Below are 15,357 nucleotides of genomic sequence, written 5' to 3'. Positions count from 1 at the left end.
AAAACCCCATACTTGGAGGTGCAGCAATGGTACAACAAGTTACACCAGAAACCACCATCGAAGTCATCTACCCGGAAAGTGACGGACAGCCAATGGCGGATAATACAGAACAATTTGCATGGATTGTCAAAATTAAAGAAAATTTAGAAATCCTATTTGCATCGACAACTAATGTATTTATCGCCGGAGATTTATTTTGGTATCCAGTTAAAGGAAGCCCGAATCTTAAACAAGCGCCGGATACAATGGTAGTCTTTGGCAGACCAAAAGGAAAACGAGGTTCCTATTTACAATGGGATGAAGATAATATACCCCCACAGGTAGTATTTGAAATTCTATCGCCAGGTAACACCCTCAAAGAAACGACTAAAAAATTGCAGTTTTACCAGCGTTACGGTGTGGAAGAATATTATATTTATGATCCAGCTAAAAACGATTTAAATGGCTTGCTGCGTTCTGGGGATAGTTTTGAAGTTATCGAAGAGATGAATGGCTGGGTAAGTCCGCGTTTGGGAATCCGTTTTACATTAACACCGGATACGCTGGAAATCGTTTCTCCCACAGGACAAAACTTTTTGTCACCCGTAGAAATTGACCAGTTACGCGAACAAGAACGCCAAGCAAAGGAAGCGGCTTTACAAGAATTAAAAAAAGAGCGCGATTACTATCAAGAATTGCTAGCTAAACTCAAAGAAAAAGGAATTGATACAGATAATTTATAATCGTTGATGTTCTATTTATAGAAGTAATCATAAGTTTATCTCTTTTATTTATTTTTACTTCTATGATGCTGATAAATACTTATAATATTAGGAATTAAAAATTTAACTATGGAACAACAACCGATACAAGTAATTGGAGGTGGACTAGCTGGCACAGAAGCAGCGTGGCAAATAGCCCAAGCTGGAGTGTCGGTAATTCTCCATGAAATGCGTCCAAAACGCTTCAGCCCTGCTCATCATACAGAACATTTGGCAGAACTAGTGTGTAGTAATTCCTTTGGAGCAATGGCAAGCGATCGCGCAGCTGGATTATTGCACGAAGAATTACGCCAACTTGGCTCTATTGTCATTTCTAAAGCTGATGAACACGCCGTTCCTGCGGGTGGGGCGCTAGCGGTAGACAGGGGACAATTTGGGCAAGACTTGACTCAAACTTTAGCCAGCCATCCTTTAATTGAATTTCGTCGGGGTGAAGTATCTGCGATTCCGGAAGGGATTGTGGTTTTGGCAACTGGGCCTTTAACCAGTCCCGACTTAGCGGAGGATTTGCAGCGCTTTACGGGGATGGAATACCTGAGCTTTTTCGATGCAGCTAGTCCGATTATTGTGGGAGAATCGATTAACCGTGACATTGCCTTTATGGCATCACGTTATGACAAAGGTGAAGCCGCTTATCTCAACTGCCCAATGAATAAAGAGCAGTATTTGCGGTTTCGAGAAGAACTTTGTAAAGCGGAACAAACAGAACTCAAAGGTTTTGAACGGGAAACGGCGAAATTTTTTGAAGCTTGTTTACCCATTGAAGAACTAGCACAGCGTGGGGAAGATACCATGCGCTACGGCCCCCTAAAGCCAGTGGGATTGTCAGATACTCGCACTGGGGAACGTCCTTATGCTGTGGTGCAGTTACGACAAGAAGATAAAGCCGGTCAATTGTGGAATATGGTAGGATTCCAAACTAATCTGCGCTGGGGTGAGCAAAAGCGAATATTTCAGCTAATTCCCAGTTTGGAAAAGGCGGAGTTTGTGCGCTTAGGAGTGATGCACCGCAACACTTTTATTAATGCTCCTCAGCTAATGCATCCGACTCTACAATTTAAAGAGCGTCCAACATTGTTAGCTGCTGGACAGTTGATTGGTACAGAAGGCTACACTGCTGCGGCTGCGGGTGGCTGCTTGGCGGGAATTAATGCAGCGCGGCTAGCCTTGGGTAAAGAAGCTTTAGTTTTACCACCAACAACAATGATGGGTGCGTTATTGGAATTTATTAGTTCCGCTTCGCCGAAGCATTTCCAACCAATGCCGCCCAACTTCGGGATTTTTCCCGATTTAGGAATGAAAATCAAAAGTAAACCAGAGCGTTATGGACGTTACCGCGATCGCTCTTTAACTGATTTAGCAAACTGGAAGGCTAATCATAATTAATGGGAATTGGGGATTGGTTATTCTTCCTTGACCCTAATTTTCCCCTATTTCCCAAATTTTTATACCTTCAGTTTGATTTTAAACTTATTTCGTTTAATAAAACTTCAAATAGGTTTATTATCCTTTAAAATCTTTTGCAGAGATTCTAGGTAAGATATATGGCTGATATTGTTGATATTGCTGTTACGGCTGAGTCTTTTAAAACACTGGTAGCGGCTGTGCAAGCTGCTGGTTTAGTAGAAACATTAAAAAGTCCTGGCCCGTTCACCGTCTTTGCACCAAATGACGATGCGTTTGCCAAGTTACCGCCGGGAACTATCCAAACTTTGTTACAAAATATTCCCCAGCTAACGCGGATTTTAAAGTATCATGTCGTTCCAGGAAAGCTGCTAAAGGCTGATTTGGCAGAACTCGGTACGGTTAATTCTGTGGAAGGTTCACCCATTAAAATTAATTCTTCTGATGGTTTTGAAGTTAAAAATGCCACAGTTTTAGCAGCAGATATAGAAGCTGATAATGGTGTGGTACACGTTATCGATACGGTGATTTTACCGGGTTAATTCAGCTAGGGTGGGTATTTTCCACCCTACTGAACCAAAATCTTTATAATTAACTAACTATTGGGAGTATCAAAACGCAACTCAATAGTTTAATTTATGTTATATTTGCAATGTGATTACTCACTCATATATTAATGTTGATTTCGTTATTTTAAAATACAATAAATTAAATTCTTAAAAAGCTAACATCTATCCCAACAAATTAATGCTCGATTTAAACACCTTAGCTGAGTTCTCTCGTGGCAACTGCGTTAGTATTTGTTCATTTCTCGTCCCAGCGAACTTACTTGTCACAATTTTAACGATGAGCCTGGTAGCGTTACGTCGCCCATCGTATCAAGTGTGGCAATCTGCTGGAATTGCTAGCTTTTTCGCTTCTGTGATGATACTGCATGTATATACTTGGTTCCAGATTGGTGTGGTGATGGCTCCTACTTATATCTTGCTGTGGCTAGCAATCACCTGTTTAGTAACTAATTTGGCAGCAATTCTTTTTCAAAGACGCTACAGTAATAACCCTAGTCTTTCCAACAACGCCTAAAATCTACACATAGTAGCGATCGCACTACTTCTTCATCTTGCTAGTGCATGGATGCTTCTTCGGCTTGTTGTTAGACATCACTCTTTAGAATTATTTCATAGCACCCAATAGGGCAATTTTGCCCTTTTTGGGTGTGTCTGCCAATAATTGCAACCCTGGCACCTTCTGATTGGGTAAAGCAGTGCGTAGACGGTTCTTCGCGTTGTCATTAGACATCGCCTGCCATATTTTAGATTATTGATGTAGTAATTACTTCAAAATAGCTGAATTCTTCAACGGGTCGCGCCAGGATTCTCCGACTTCGGCGCTATCTTGTTGGGGAAGAATGGCGCTTTGGGACTGGGGACTAGGAATAGTTTTCAACTCTTAGAGACGCTACGCGAACAAAACTTGGTTAGGGTCTGAATCCCCATCCAAGTTTCCCCAATCCCCAGTCCCCCGGTCAATCTTTCTTAACTTCGCTACCAACAAAAACCTTTTAAAACACAGAGATATAAAATATACTAAGAATAAATACAGAGAGAACTAAAATAATTCTCTGTGATTACTCATTTTTTCATATAAAGGGGTGCATTATGGAATATCTTGCTTATTCTCAAATGTTTATTGCTCAAGAAGAGGCATCTCGAAACACCAAATATAATCCGTCTAAATCTCAAGTAGATAGCAAAAAACCTCTTAAATCTTCTAACACTGTTATTACTAAAGAAGAAACATCTAGAATCATCAAACCTAAATTCAATTGGAAAAAACTTCTTAAATCTTCAGCTTGGTTAGCTTTAGCTGGTGTTGGTGTATTACTTATTGCTGCTGCCCAAATTCAAATGAGTTCGGCTGCATTTGTCAGAACTAATGGCAGTTGTTTGCGTATCCGTACAGGTCCAAGCACTAACTATTCATATGTAGGCTGTGTACCAAATGGCACAACACTTCCAGCGATTGAAAGATATGAAAACGGTTTTGCTAGGCTTTCTACGGGTAGATACGTTTTTGCTCGATGGGTTGGTGATAGACCTTACTATGCTCCTGTGACTAGACCTGGTGGTGTTGGTGGTTCAGTCATTCTTACTCGTGGTTCTAGAGGCCAGCTTGTAAGAAACGTTCAAACAGCTTTAGGTAATCTCAGAGTGGATGGAGTTTACGGCCCACAAACTGCTAGCCAAGTCCGGAATTTTCAGGCAAATAGAGGTCTACTTGTAGATGGTGTGGTCGGCCCTCAAACTCGAGCAGCTTTGGGTATTTAGTTAAAAGCTACCCTTTGAAAATCTCGTTTCTAAAAAAAAGAAAAACCGGGATAAAAGCCGGTTTTATACACCCTGAAAAACAGAAATTTTGCATTTTGTTTAAGTTTCTGATGAAAGACCCAGGTAATTTTGTACAATCTGCAAAATTCGCTCTGCTGCATGACCATCCCCAAAGGGATTAATTGCATTTGCCATAGCTTCATAAGCATCTGGATCACTGAGTAACTCAGCAGCATTTGCAAAAATGTTCTCACTCGTAGTGCCTACAAGTTTGGCTGTACCGGCTGCAACAGCCTCTGGTCTTTCGGTGGTGTCTCTTAAAACCAGTACTGGTTTTCCCAAGCTGGGGGCTTCTTCTTGCAAGCCACCAGAATCAGTGAGCAAAAGATGCGATCGCCCAATTGCTCCCACCAATTCGCCATAATCTAGAGGATCTGTCAAGAAAATTCGGGGATGATTCCCTAAAAGTTCTTGTAACGGAACTCGTACTGTGGGATTGCGGTGTAATGGTAATAGCAAAGCCGTATCAGGAAACTTGTCTAATATCTGTAAAAAGCCGTGAGCGATCGCTTGTAGAGGTTCGCCCCAATTCTCCCGACGATGAACTGTTGCTAGCAAAACACGATATGAATCCCAGTCTAAACCTGGTACATTACAAACGGCTTGGGTTGCAGCTACATTCAACAGCGCATCAATTACCGTGTTACCAGTCATGTGAATTTCACCCAAAACACCAGAACGGTGCAAATTTTCCACAGCCCAAGGAGTCGGCGCAAAGTGCAACTGAGTAATTTGAGAAATCAACCGCCGATTAGCTTCTTCTGGGTAAGGATTGAAGATATCATCAGTTCTTAACCCTGCTTCTACATGACCGATAGGGATTTTTTGATAAAAAGCTGCTAAAGCTGCGGCAAAAGCCGTGGTAGTATCTCCTTGCACCACCACTAAATCTGGTTTTTTCTCCTTAAATAATGCTTCTAATCCTTGTAAACTACGGCAGGTAATATCATTTAGAGATTGCTGAACCTGCATAATTTCCAAATCATAATCTGCCTTGATGTTGAACAGCTGCATAACTTGTTCAACCATCTCTCGATGCTGTCCAGTTAAAATTACTTGTGACTCAAAACTTGAAGATTTTTGAAAAACCTGAATCACTGGAGCTAGTTTAATCGCTTCTGGACGAGTACCCAAGATAATACAAACGCGTTTTTTATTAGTCATTTGTCATTCAGTCATCTGTCATTTGCCAATGGTTATAGTCAATGTTCTATGGCCAATAGTCAATAGTTAGCGATCAATCATCACACAAATCATAAATATAAATCACACAAAAAGCATGAAAAAACCCGGCTTAATCGGGCAGATGCACTGTTTATCGAATTTCATCTCTAATGACTACATTTTAATCTCACAAGTTAAATCGCAAAAAGCATGAAAAAACCCGGCTTAACCGGGCAGACGCACTGTTTGTCGTATTCACCTGTAATGACTACATTTTAATCTCACAAGTTAAAGGGCAAGCAGCGTAGACACTCGTCTGCATTTGGTCTGCCTCTCCATGCAGCCAGCTTAACCATTTGATTTCACTAGGATGAACTCCTTTAAGAGTTAGTACACCCGCAGCTAATACAACTGCCATGACATTAAACATTATTAAAGCACCTGCTACAAGCAAAACAGCACTAACAGGCATCACAGATTGCAAGATAATCGACAACAGACATCCGACCGTAGCCATCAATACAACTAGTGGAAAACCCACAACCAACAAGCATACTGCCAATGTAAAAGTCCATATTAAAAAGCTTTTAATCATCAACAAGGAGTAGGTCTTTCCTTGATTAGAGCTTTGAGCAGAAACCATGACTTTTCCTCCCAAAAATACACAGTGAATTTTAATTTTTCAGTCATATCTCGCTTTTTGCGAGTAAACTGAATTGTTTCTCAGTGAAATTAAGTATATAAAAACTAATTGGAAAAATGAGCATTTAGTTACTAAAGTTTACAGTTAATTTTTTGTAATTGTGAATATAAACTCAAGTTTCTATCTATTAAAAAAACCTGCTTTCTGCATCTACCTTCAGGTATATCACCTCAAAAGTATAAGCTTTTAACTTTGATCCCCAGGACATTACTCCTATTCAACTTAACATTTCTTATAAAAACTAGGAGTCCTTCTCATAATTTATAGATGTGCTGAATAAATGAGCTGCTAGTGTTTGTGCTGTTAATTGCTGGCAATTCGCGTGTATGCGTGAGAGAAATTTCTCATCTAAAGGCTTAGAATATTTATGTTTTGTTAAAAGTACTATAAATCACTAAATAATCTCTGTATTTTTGCTGAGGGATTTTGAGTACTTGCGTGTGTTAAACCATGTTAGATAAGTTAAATAATTTCTCTCAATATTCTGAGTAGTGGAATTTCAGGAAAAAAAGATACAAATTGAGGTGAATGAAATGGATTGACCGTGGTTCTAAAGTTTCAATCGCCTGCCATCACCGCTAGAGCTAGCACGCAAGCATTCTCCAAAAGTCATTGAAACAAGTGACTTGACTTCTCGTTAATTCAACTTTTTAACTACCAAATGTGAAGATATATGACAGAATCACAGTCTCCATTAAATTCTAACCCTGCTGCCGGACGTAATCTGCCACCAATGCCGCCACCACCGCCAACCTCTAGTACGCAACGGCAGATGACACAAACATTGGATATGTCAATGGATAGAAGCACCAATGCGCCTGTTGCAGGTCATCGTCCGGGTAGTCCACCGCCAATTCCTAGTTCAGTTCGCCCTAAAAACAGCATTCCGCAAATCACTTTAGCGAAGTTAATCAAGGAAGCTTACGATCAGGGATATTCTGACTTGCACTTGGGTATAGGTGAAGCACCCCGCTTTCGCAACCGAGGAGAAATTCAAACAACAGATTATCCAGAAACAGATAAAGAAACTTTTATGAATTGGTTGCGGGAGGTGATGACTGAGGGGGAAATTCAACGCTTTGAAGAACACTTAGAATTTGACGGAGCAACTCAATACGACTTTGCTCGCGTGCGGATTAATATTTTTGGCTCCCTCAAAGGGCCTGCAATGGTGTTGCGGTTGATTCCTCTGAAAATCTTAACTATGGAACAGTTAAACTTACCCCCAGTTTTCCGGGATATTTGTCATCATCATAAAGGTTTAATTTTGGTGACTGGCCCCACAGGTTCGGGTAAGTCCACCACAATGGCAGCGATGATTGACTACATCAACAAAGAGATGGCCAAGCATATCATCACCATTGAAGACCCGATAGAATTTGTCCATCAAAGCCGCAAGTCTTTAGTGAAACAGCGCGAAGTGGGAATGCACACCCGGAAATTTGACAATGCTTTGAAAGCAGCTTTGCGGGAAGACCCAGATTTGATTCTAGTGGGTGAAATGCGGGATAAAGAAACAGTCAACACCGCCCTAAAAGCCGCTCAGACTGGTCACTTAGTTATGGGAACCCTGCACACCAATAGCGCTGTTAAAACCATTGAGCGGATTCTCAACCTCTACTCTGGTGAAGAACAAGATGCAATGCGGGTGGCAATTTCTGAGTCTTTAGTGGCAGTCATTGCCCAAGGTTTATGCCGCACAACTGACGGAAAACGGGCTGCTTTCCACGATGTCTTGATTAACACTGAGGCTATTAAAGAATGGATCAAAGATGGTAAATATGATGAAATTAGCGAGTTAATGAAACAAGCTGGCTTTGACGGCATGATTACGATGAATCAGTCGTTGCTCAATCTCTATCAAGACGGTCGCATTACTGAAGAGACTGCTTTAGAAATGTCACCAACTCCTAACGAAATGGCACAGTTTCTCCGAGGTAGAGTTTAAAATTTGGGCATTGGGCATGGGGCATTGGGCATGGGGCATTGATTTATTCTCCTCTGTTCTTCCCCTGCTTCCCCTGCCTCCCCTGCCCCCTCATCCCCCAGTCACAAATATTTTTCTGATCCTGGTTGCGGTTATAGCTAAGGTAAAAGGTAAAAGAAAGAATTTTTTACTTTTAGCTTCCTAGCCTCTGTGAATAACTTAACGACAAACAAACTATCTACACCCCAGTTGTTTAAAGGCATTGCTTTATTTACGCCTGGAGGAGATTTAATTTACTGCATTGACCCTAGCAAGCAGGGTCGATGGCACTTGCATTTATGCTCGGCTTTGCAAGAAATCTTAGATTTGCCAGAACCACCGCACTTTTTAGTGCCTTGTTATACTGCAACTATTGACAACTGGTTAGATCCGCGTACTCAACAAGTGCGAACTTTCGCTGAAGCTTATCCGGCTGTAATTAGAAATCAAGCTTTGCTTAATGCCATTTTTGGCACAGGGGAGTTAGTATGGCAACCAGCTCCCTGGCAGGAGGGGTTGTGCGATCGCATGGTGTTAACAACTTATCGTTCGTCATTCCCGCAGCTTTGGGAGGATCACGATTTAATTGTCCGTCTAGACCTTTCTGAACCTGTACCAAAATACCACCAACCAGTAATAGTACAAAAAAAGGAAGTCATGACACAAGGCTATGTTCTGCGATTGTTTGTTGCAGGACATACCAGTACCACCGAACGCATTCTCAAAAATTTACACGAATTGTTGGAGCGATCGCTGGGACATCCTTATACTCTGAAAGTGATTGATGTTTTAAGTCATCCAGAACAAGCAGAACTCAATCAGGTTTCTGCAACTCCTACCCTTGTCAAGGTTTGGCCTCACCCAATTCGCCGAATCGTTGGAGAGTTGGATCATGTAGAAAAGATTTTACAGATGTTATCTGTTAAAGAGAATTTTTAAGTTTGGACTAGAGTGAATTCTTTGGAGAGCTAGAGGCATAAGCTGAATTCCTGCGATCGCATCACAATTGATAATCGCCATAGCAAGATAATTATGGACTTACTTAGCAAATTGATCAACTCAAGCGATCGCTTACAATACAGTCAAATATTAAATGGTAACTTTATGGCGATTTTGTTAAATTATAAAATCTATCAGAACGCATCTGAGTACCATTTCGCCAAACTTCGACTTTCTCAGGACTGACTAAATAATAAAAACTACCATTATCTGCTCGATATCTGCCTTTGCCAATATTCAAAGCTGCTATTTTTATAGGCTTGCTTGGATGTTGTTTCAACTGCCCAATATAAAATAACTCACCCTTTTCTTCGCAAACTTTTACACGAATACTTGCAGTCTCACCCTCAATGATGGTAACTCCATTGCATTTAGTATCAGTGCTAACAGGTGCAAAACTTATTGGAATTGGCTGTGAAGGTGAAACTGGCTTTGCTACTAAAGGTGTCGAGACTGGGGGGTTCGAGTTATCCACTTGCTGGACTTTTGAAGGAGAATTAACACTTGCAGTTAAGGATGTTAATAGTCCAAGGGGATCAACTGCTATTCGGCCATTTGGATGAACTTCAAAGTGCAGATGAGGTGCTGTACTATTGCCTGTAGATCCCATCTCAGCAATAATTTGACTTTGAATGATCTGTTGACCCTTGCTCACCAACAAACGGCGATTGTGACCATAAACAGTGGTGCTGCCGTCAAGATGTTTAATAGTTATAGCATTGCCTAATCCCCAATCATCCCAACCCGCTTTGATAACTGTACCAGATGCAGCAGCAACAATAGGAGTTCCAGATGCCCCTGCAATATCAATTCCTTCATGTTGATATTTGCGGAAGCCTTGAGAAATAAACCCTTGAGTCGGCCAGATTAAATTAGAGGCAGGAATAAGGGTTTGCCCAATTGGGGAATCGCCTGCTAACTGTGTTAGGGCAGATGTAGTTGTACTTAATACGGTGGTTAAAGATATTAACCCAATTAGTCCATAAGTACGATATCGATAAACGGTAAATTTTTTCATAAATTGAAAGTTTATTCAAACAATAATTCAGATAATTTCTGATTATTTGCTGTTTCAACCTGACTCGGAAAATATCAGGAAATTTAGTGGATATGGCATCTCCAAACCTCTCGCAAAAACCTTGACCCTACAAGTATATTTATTATCTATCCCGTATGCCAGCCACCGACGCATCGAACGGTGGCATACGTTATATTGTGATTCTTATCTTCTAGCTCAAGACTTAGTGTAATTATCGATTACTTTGGCTAAGTCTGGCACTGCTTCTTCTACGTGCTTTTTAGCTGAACCGCGAAATTTTTCATAGGTTCCTCGCACGATTTGGCGCTTGGCACTTTTGACTCTAGCATCGGTGACACCTAGTAGCGCGTCTGCTGTCTGAGAGCGATTTGCATTCAGGTATTCAATTGGATCGCCTTTCTGTACGCCTTCACTCCAGATAGGATCAAGTGCTGTGAAGCACTGCGGCAAAATCTGCTCAACGACGTAGGGGATATACCCTGGTTTGACCCCCTTGAGGGCGGCGAAAGCGGTTTTCAAAGCAATACCGCTCATACCTGACTTGGATGCAAGCTGTCCTTCTATCATGTTGCAACAGTCATTTATGACCATAGCTTTTTTGGTCGGGTTCAAAAGTCCGTCACTAAGTCCCATTTAACTCTTCCTTATCTAAGTGCTTAATTTCTATTCAACTAATTTTTTTAGCAAGCAGGAAATTACAGAAAATGGTATCAGAGTTAGAGGATGTTATAGAGAGATTTGCGGGGACATTACCATACGTATCTTTAAATCATCCTTGGAAACCACGTATTCGACCCGGCAAAAGCAAATTTTAATACATAAATCCCAGAAAATACCACATATAAGTTCTTGCACTGTGTGAATTAAGCTACTAATGTAACAGACAATCTTATAATTGGCCTGCTGGTATTCCAGTTCTTTCGACTCGAATTAAAGACTTAATTCGAGTCGAAGACGAGTCAATTCCATTCAAATCATTAAAAGCTTCTACAGTTCTTGTTGTGAGACGATTTCTAATTATTTTATTGCCATAAAATCAAATTTAACCAAAAAAAAGGTGGGCAAGCAGCCCACCCTAAACCATTATTTAATTGGTACTACTTGACAGGTGCTTGGTTAGCAGTTTTACCAACTAACATCGCGGTATTTTCATCGCTTTCGAGAATACCGAATTCAATCAACAACTCTTCTAACTCTTCCATTTCAATGGGGGTAGGAACGGCGAGTTTGTCGTTGTCGATGATCTTTTTAGCTAGTATGCGATATTCGTTACTTTGATTGCTGTCAGGTGCGTACTCGTTAACAGTCATGCGGCGCAATTCTGCGTGTTGCACAATGTTGTCACGAGGTACGTAGTGAATCATTTGGGTGTTCAAACGTTTTGCCAAGGTTTCGATAAGATCGATTTCCCGGTCAACGTTACGGCTGTTACAAATTAGACCACCCAAGCGCACACCGCCAGTGTGGGCATATTTGAGAACACCACGAGCAATGTTGTTGGCTGCATACATCGCCATCATTTCACCAGAGGTAACGATGTAGATTTCTTGTGCCTTACCTTCACGGATAGGCATAGCAAAACCACCGCACACAACGTCACCCAAAACGTCGTAACTTACAAAATCAACATCTTTGTAAGCACCGTTTTCTTCTAAGAAGTTGATAGCGGTGATAATACCACGACCAGCGCAACCCACGCCAGGCTCAGGACCACCAGACTCCACACAACGTACATCGCGGAAACCGGTCAGCATTACTTCTTCGAGTTCAATATCTTCTACAGCGCCACGTTCAGCAGCCAATTGAAGAACGCTTGTTTGAGCTTTACTGTGCAGCATCAAACGGGTAGAGTCAGCTTTAGGATCGCAACCGACAATTAAGATGCGTTGACCCATTTCAGCCATAGCTGCAAGGGTGTTTTGAGAGGTGGTAGATTTACCAATACCGCCTTTACCATAGAAAGCTATTTGTCTAATCTTTTCGTCAGTCATGGTTGTGTTTCCTACAATGATTTAGTTGATGGGTCGTAAGCTTGATGTAGTTGTCTACCCTTGGTGTCGTAGGGAAGTAGAGCCTATTTGCGCTAGGCATTGTAAGCTGGCAAAAACATTTAAAATCAGAACATATTTACTCACAAAGTGATAGCTCAAGAGATAGAGATTTCTCTATCTCCTAATAACGAAGCCTTTAAAAATTTGACTTCAGCATTGTCAGATTTTGTAACAGAATTCCAAATGGTTGCTCAAGCCTGAAGAGTGGTTGCAGCAGGAATTCAAATGAACGCAGATTTGTTCCCTGAACCACACAACCAACCAAATTGCAATCCACTCTAGATGGTAGCTGCGACTTCTCTGATTTTGCTGATGTCAAGTCGCCAAGAACTTCTATAGTGCTTCTCGTTTCGTGATTGATGCAGCAGGATAAGTTCTAGCGTGCAGTAATATGGCTGCACAGGCAACCTCTAACACTCTCGCTGAGACAATATTTTGGTGACTTTTGACAGTATGGTTAAATTCCTAAAAATTGTGGAACGACACCATTCTGCTTAAAGTTTTCGTTCCAAAAGTCAGCAACTGCTTCAACTTAGTTCGCGGTTTAAAATGTTTGCTCCCGCAAGACTAAGTTCGTAAATATTCTGTATTTCTATGGATTTGTCAGGCTGTACTAAGAGTCTTTCTTCCCAGACTCCAAGAGTAATCGCCTTTGGCGGGTAATGCTCTAGCTAGGTTAGCCAAGTCTTATTGGCTCATACCCAGATAAATTTCGATTGACTTCAAGTTGTTACAAAGGCTACTATCTCACTCAATCTAGTTTTAGATTTTTGTTACAAAAAGATGTAGCGAAGTGAAGTGGACTTACCAGAGCAAAAAAACTTTCTTGAGCTTGCCTCAAAGTTTCTTGAAGTCTTTTTGTGCTTTTACTTTTTTGATTCCTATAAAAACCATAACATACATCTCACTAATTTATTTGTCGAATCTCAAATTATTTATCTATTTGCTAGAATATTATCCTTAGGATCTTTAATAGCTATAAGTTACGCGTTAACAGGTTGCCAGTTAGTGAAATTGTTTATCATAGCCAGTTTGTGCAGTTAGATACTTTTGGGTATTTCATTAAAGTATTTAAAACTAATGTTTTACAACAAAAACAAACTTGCTTATTTTTGCACTCCAAAATTTTGTCACGAAAGTAGATTCAATGACTCGCAAAAGCAATAACTTTATTTTACGAAGGCGTAGTTTACCGCCGTAGGCATCGCTTGAATGTCTCAGCCAAAATATATCTTTTGACTGAGATATTTAAGCGATGCCTACGTCTCAACTGAAATTTAAGCAGCACAAAAAATCGGGGCAGGTGACAAACCCGCCCCGATCGCTTCTGGTATACTGCGCCCGACGGCTGTTGCTACAGGCTTTAAACTATCAACTAAATGCACCATATCTTCTAAAGAAAGTGCTTGACGGGCATCAGAAACAGATTTTTCTGGTTCTGGGTGACACTCAATAATTAATCCATCTGCACCACAAGCGATCGCAGCCCTAGCCACAGGTGCTACTAACTCCCGTTTACCGACGGCATGGGAAGGATCTACAATTACAGGCAAGTGAGTTATTTGCTTGAGTGCTGCTACTGCCCCTAAATCTAAGACGTTGCGAGTGTAATCATCGAAGCTGCGAATACCGCGTTCACACAACACCACATCAGGATTTCCGTGGCTAAGAATGTATTCAGCAGCCATAACGAATTCTTCAATTGTCGCTGCTAAACCACGCTTGAGCAGTATTGGTTTACCTGCTTGTCCTAAAGCTTTGAGCAAGTCGAAGTTTTGCATATTGCGACTACCAACTTGAAGCATATCAGCATGGGCAGTGACTACTTCAATTTGAGAAATTGACATAACTTCGGTAATCACTGGCATATTGTAATGCGATCGCACCCTTGCCAAAATTTTCAATCCTGACTCACCCAGACCTTGGAAGGCGTAGGGAGATGTGCGCGGTTTGTAGACACCGCCACGCAACCCTTGCACGGATGCAGTAGATAGCTTTTGGGCGACTATCTCCATTTGTTCTAAGCTTTCGACGGTGCAGGGACCGCCGATAATTACCAGTTCTTCGCCCCCGAAAGCCACTTTTTCTGAAATTTTAACGATTGTTTGGTGGTTCTGATGAGATTGTGCGGCAAGTTTGGCGTTAATCATGGTTTTATCCTCCTGAAAATTAAGTATTGGGCAGTATTTTGCGATAACAAAAAAGCCCGGAACTTTTGAGAAGTTCCGGGCGCGTTCTGATTCATCGACATGACGCTATTTACCCGGAACTTACTCTGGGCCAAAAGTAAAAGCCATAAAACCAGCTACTTAAATAAGTCATGAAGATGAAATTCTCCTTAAAACAACAAAAACCGCAGAGTTCGCTCTGCGGTTCACCGGGCGGTTTCCATTAGGAAACTCGATTCACTCCCGGTGAACTACCCTAAACCAAAAATATAAGTAGGAATTTGTGTTAAGCATTTGCGGGGCTTTTGCTGGAAAACTTAATAACTATACCTATGTAAGCTAACATTAACAGGAAGAGTAAGCGGTGTCAAGACCCCCACAAACCATAAAAAAGCGATACACTCAGTACAATTATAGAAGTTAAGACTAGTAACGCTTTGCAAAATTCTAAATTACGCTCTGTTGTGATTGTGTGATGAACTGCTAGTTGCTTGTTTGCGTAAACAACAAAAGCAGCTTGTCATTAAATATCAGCATACTTAATAAGTTTAAAAATATTGTTGTGTCATTAATAATGGATATTACAGATGATCAAAAATCAATGGTGAAAAATCTAAAAGTTCAGAATATGGCAATTATCTAAAGGAATAGAACACAGCCAAATCAAGGTAATTAGAGAGAACTCTAACCCAGTGGCTTCCGTCCCTCGGGAGTT

The 15,357-nt window shown here is 41.0% G+C and carries 14 protein-coding genes; 7 read left to right on the top strand and 7 right to left on the bottom strand.

The genetic code is table 11. The features are described 5' to 3' along the window. The first annotated feature begins 26 nt into the window (after positions 1 to 26). From H6G96_RS22990 to H6G96_RS22975, 4 genes are all read left to right on the top strand, one after another. Entirely contained in the window at positions 27 to 722 is a 696-nt protein-coding gene (locus H6G96_RS22990) for a Uma2 family endonuclease (RefSeq protein ID WP_190913731.1), read from the top strand. A 108-nt stretch (positions 723 to 830) separates the two neighbouring features. Continuing rightward, positions 831 to 2,147: an FADH(2)-oxidizing methylenetetrahydrofolate--tRNA-(uracil(54)-C(5))-methyltransferase TrmFO gene (gene trmFO / locus H6G96_RS22985; RefSeq protein WP_190913729.1), complete on the top strand. Its 1,317-nt coding sequence runs from the start codon at positions 831 to 833 to the stop codon at positions 2,145 to 2,147. Positions 2,148 to 2,305: 158 nt separating this feature from the next. After that, complete coding sequence (locus tag H6G96_RS22980; RefSeq protein ID WP_190913727.1) at positions 2,306 to 2,707, top strand: fasciclin domain-containing protein; 402 nt, start codon at positions 2,306 to 2,308, stop codon at positions 2,705 to 2,707. A 205-nt stretch (positions 2,708 to 2,912) separates the two neighbouring features. Further along, the gene (locus H6G96_RS22975) at positions 2,913 to 3,248 is read left to right on the top strand and encodes a hypothetical protein (protein ID WP_190913725.1); all 336 of its coding nucleotides are present in this window, start codon (positions 2,913 to 2,915) and stop codon (positions 3,246 to 3,248) included. A 90-nt stretch (positions 3,249 to 3,338) separates the two neighbouring features. On the opposite strand, the gene H6G96_RS42440 is transcribed toward H6G96_RS22975, so the two are convergent. Further along, the gene (locus H6G96_RS42440; RefSeq protein ID WP_277932942.1) at positions 3,339 to 3,464 is read right to left on the bottom strand and encodes a hypothetical protein; all 126 of its coding nucleotides are present in this window, start codon (positions 3,462 to 3,464) and stop codon (positions 3,339 to 3,341) included. 359 nt (positions 3,465 to 3,823) lie between these two features. Between H6G96_RS42440 and H6G96_RS22970 the strand changes: the two genes are divergently transcribed. Continuing rightward, positions 3,824 to 4,492 carry a peptidoglycan-binding protein gene (locus H6G96_RS22970; RefSeq protein WP_190913723.1) on the top strand — a complete coding sequence of 223 codons (669 nt, stop codon included), beginning with the start codon at positions 3,824 to 3,826 and terminating at the stop codon, positions 4,490 to 4,492. A 99-nt stretch (positions 4,493 to 4,591) separates the two neighbouring features. Here H6G96_RS22970 and wecB read toward each other — a convergent pair whose 3' ends face one another. Then, the gene (gene wecB / locus H6G96_RS22965) at positions 4,592 to 5,716 is read right to left on the bottom strand and encodes a UDP-N-acetylglucosamine 2-epimerase (non-hydrolyzing) (protein ID WP_190913721.1); all 1,125 of its coding nucleotides are present in this window, start codon (positions 5,714 to 5,716) and stop codon (positions 4,592 to 4,594) included. A gap of 268 nt (positions 5,717 to 5,984) precedes the next feature. Then, a complete protein-coding gene (locus H6G96_RS22960; protein WP_190731404.1) occupies positions 5,985 to 6,359 on the bottom strand; it encodes a hypothetical protein in 375 nt (124 codons plus the stop codon). Positions 6,360 to 7,092: 733 nt separating this feature from the next. Between H6G96_RS22960 and H6G96_RS22955 the strand changes: the two genes are divergently transcribed. Next, positions 7,093 to 8,367, top strand: coding sequence for a type IV pilus twitching motility protein PilT (locus tag H6G96_RS22955; RefSeq protein ID WP_190913719.1), 1,275 nt, complete (start codon positions 7,093 to 7,095; stop codon positions 8,365 to 8,367). 189 nt (positions 8,368 to 8,556) lie between these two features. Beyond that, a complete protein-coding gene (locus H6G96_RS22950; protein WP_190913717.1) occupies positions 8,557 to 9,324 on the top strand; it encodes a circadian clock KaiB family protein in 768 nt (255 codons plus the stop codon). Between the two features lie 163 nt (positions 9,325 to 9,487). Here the strand turns inward: H6G96_RS22950 and H6G96_RS22945 are convergent, their stop codons facing one another. From H6G96_RS22945 to aroF, 4 genes are all read right to left on the bottom strand, one after another. Then, positions 9,488 to 10,402 carry a M23 family metallopeptidase gene (locus tag H6G96_RS22945; protein WP_190913715.1) on the bottom strand — a complete coding sequence of 305 codons (915 nt, stop codon included), beginning with the start codon at positions 10,400 to 10,402 and terminating at the stop codon, positions 9,488 to 9,490. A gap of 216 nt (positions 10,403 to 10,618) precedes the next feature. Next, on the bottom strand, positions 10,619 to 11,056 hold the full coding sequence (locus H6G96_RS22940; protein ID WP_190913713.1) for a hypothetical protein: 438 nt from the start codon (positions 11,054 to 11,056) through the stop codon (positions 10,619 to 10,621). Positions 11,057 to 11,520: 464 nt separating this feature from the next. Next, positions 11,521 to 12,414 carry a nitrogenase iron protein gene (gene nifH / locus H6G96_RS22935; protein ID WP_190913711.1) on the bottom strand — a complete coding sequence of 298 codons (894 nt, stop codon included), beginning with the start codon at positions 12,412 to 12,414 and terminating at the stop codon, positions 11,521 to 11,523. Between the two features lie 1,337 nt (positions 12,415 to 13,751). Further along, complete coding sequence (aroF, locus tag H6G96_RS22930; protein ID WP_347242275.1) at positions 13,752 to 14,651, bottom strand: 3-deoxy-7-phosphoheptulonate synthase; 900 nt, start codon at positions 14,649 to 14,651, stop codon at positions 13,752 to 13,754. Positions 14,652 to 15,357: the final 706 nt, after the last annotated feature.

The sequence above is a fragment of the Nostoc sp. FACHB-892 genome (assembly GCF_014698795.1).
Taxonomy (GTDB): Bacteria; Cyanobacteriota; Cyanobacteriia; order Cyanobacteriales; family Nostocaceae; genus Nostoc.
Note: the sequence above shows the minus strand (reverse complement) of the source record. Positions and strands in the feature narration are given on the sequence as shown.

What these genes read in the sequence shown, in the direction of transcription:
- H6G96_RS22990 (WP_190913731.1), top strand. Translation starts at nt 27, where the DNA reads ATGGTACAACAAGTTACACCAGAAACCACCATCGAAGTCATCTACCCG.
- trmFO (WP_190913729.1), top strand. Translation starts at nt 831, where the DNA reads ATGGAACAACAACCGATACAAGTAATTGGAGGTGGACTAGCTGGCACA.
- H6G96_RS22980 (WP_190913727.1), top strand. Translation starts at nt 2,306, where the DNA reads ATGGCTGATATTGTTGATATTGCTGTTACGGCTGAGTCTTTTAAAACA.
- H6G96_RS22975 (WP_190913725.1), top strand. Translation starts at nt 2,913, where the DNA reads ATGCTCGATTTAAACACCTTAGCTGAGTTCTCTCGTGGCAACTGCGTT.
- H6G96_RS42440 (WP_277932942.1), bottom strand. Translation starts at nt 3,464, where the DNA reads ATGTCTAATGACAACGCGAAGAACCGTCTACGCACTGCTTTACCCAAT.
- H6G96_RS22970 (WP_190913723.1), top strand. Translation starts at nt 3,824, where the DNA reads ATGGAATATCTTGCTTATTCTCAAATGTTTATTGCTCAAGAAGAGGCA.
- wecB (WP_190913721.1), bottom strand. Translation starts at nt 5,716, where the DNA reads ATGACTAATAAAAAACGCGTTTGTATTATCTTGGGTACTCGTCCAGAA.
- H6G96_RS22960 (WP_190731404.1), bottom strand. Translation starts at nt 6,359, where the DNA reads ATGGTTTCTGCTCAAAGCTCTAATCAAGGAAAGACCTACTCCTTGTTG.
- H6G96_RS22955 (WP_190913719.1), top strand. Translation starts at nt 7,093, where the DNA reads ATGACAGAATCACAGTCTCCATTAAATTCTAACCCTGCTGCCGGACGT.
- H6G96_RS22945 (WP_190913715.1), bottom strand. Translation starts at nt 10,402, where the DNA reads ATGAAAAAATTTACCGTTTATCGATATCGTACTTATGGACTAATTGGG.
- H6G96_RS22940 (WP_190913713.1), bottom strand. Translation starts at nt 11,056, where the DNA reads ATGGGACTTAGTGACGGACTTTTGAACCCGACCAAAAAAGCTATGGTC.
- nifH (WP_190913711.1), bottom strand. Translation starts at nt 12,414, where the DNA reads ATGACTGACGAAAAGATTAGACAAATAGCTTTCTATGGTAAAGGCGGT.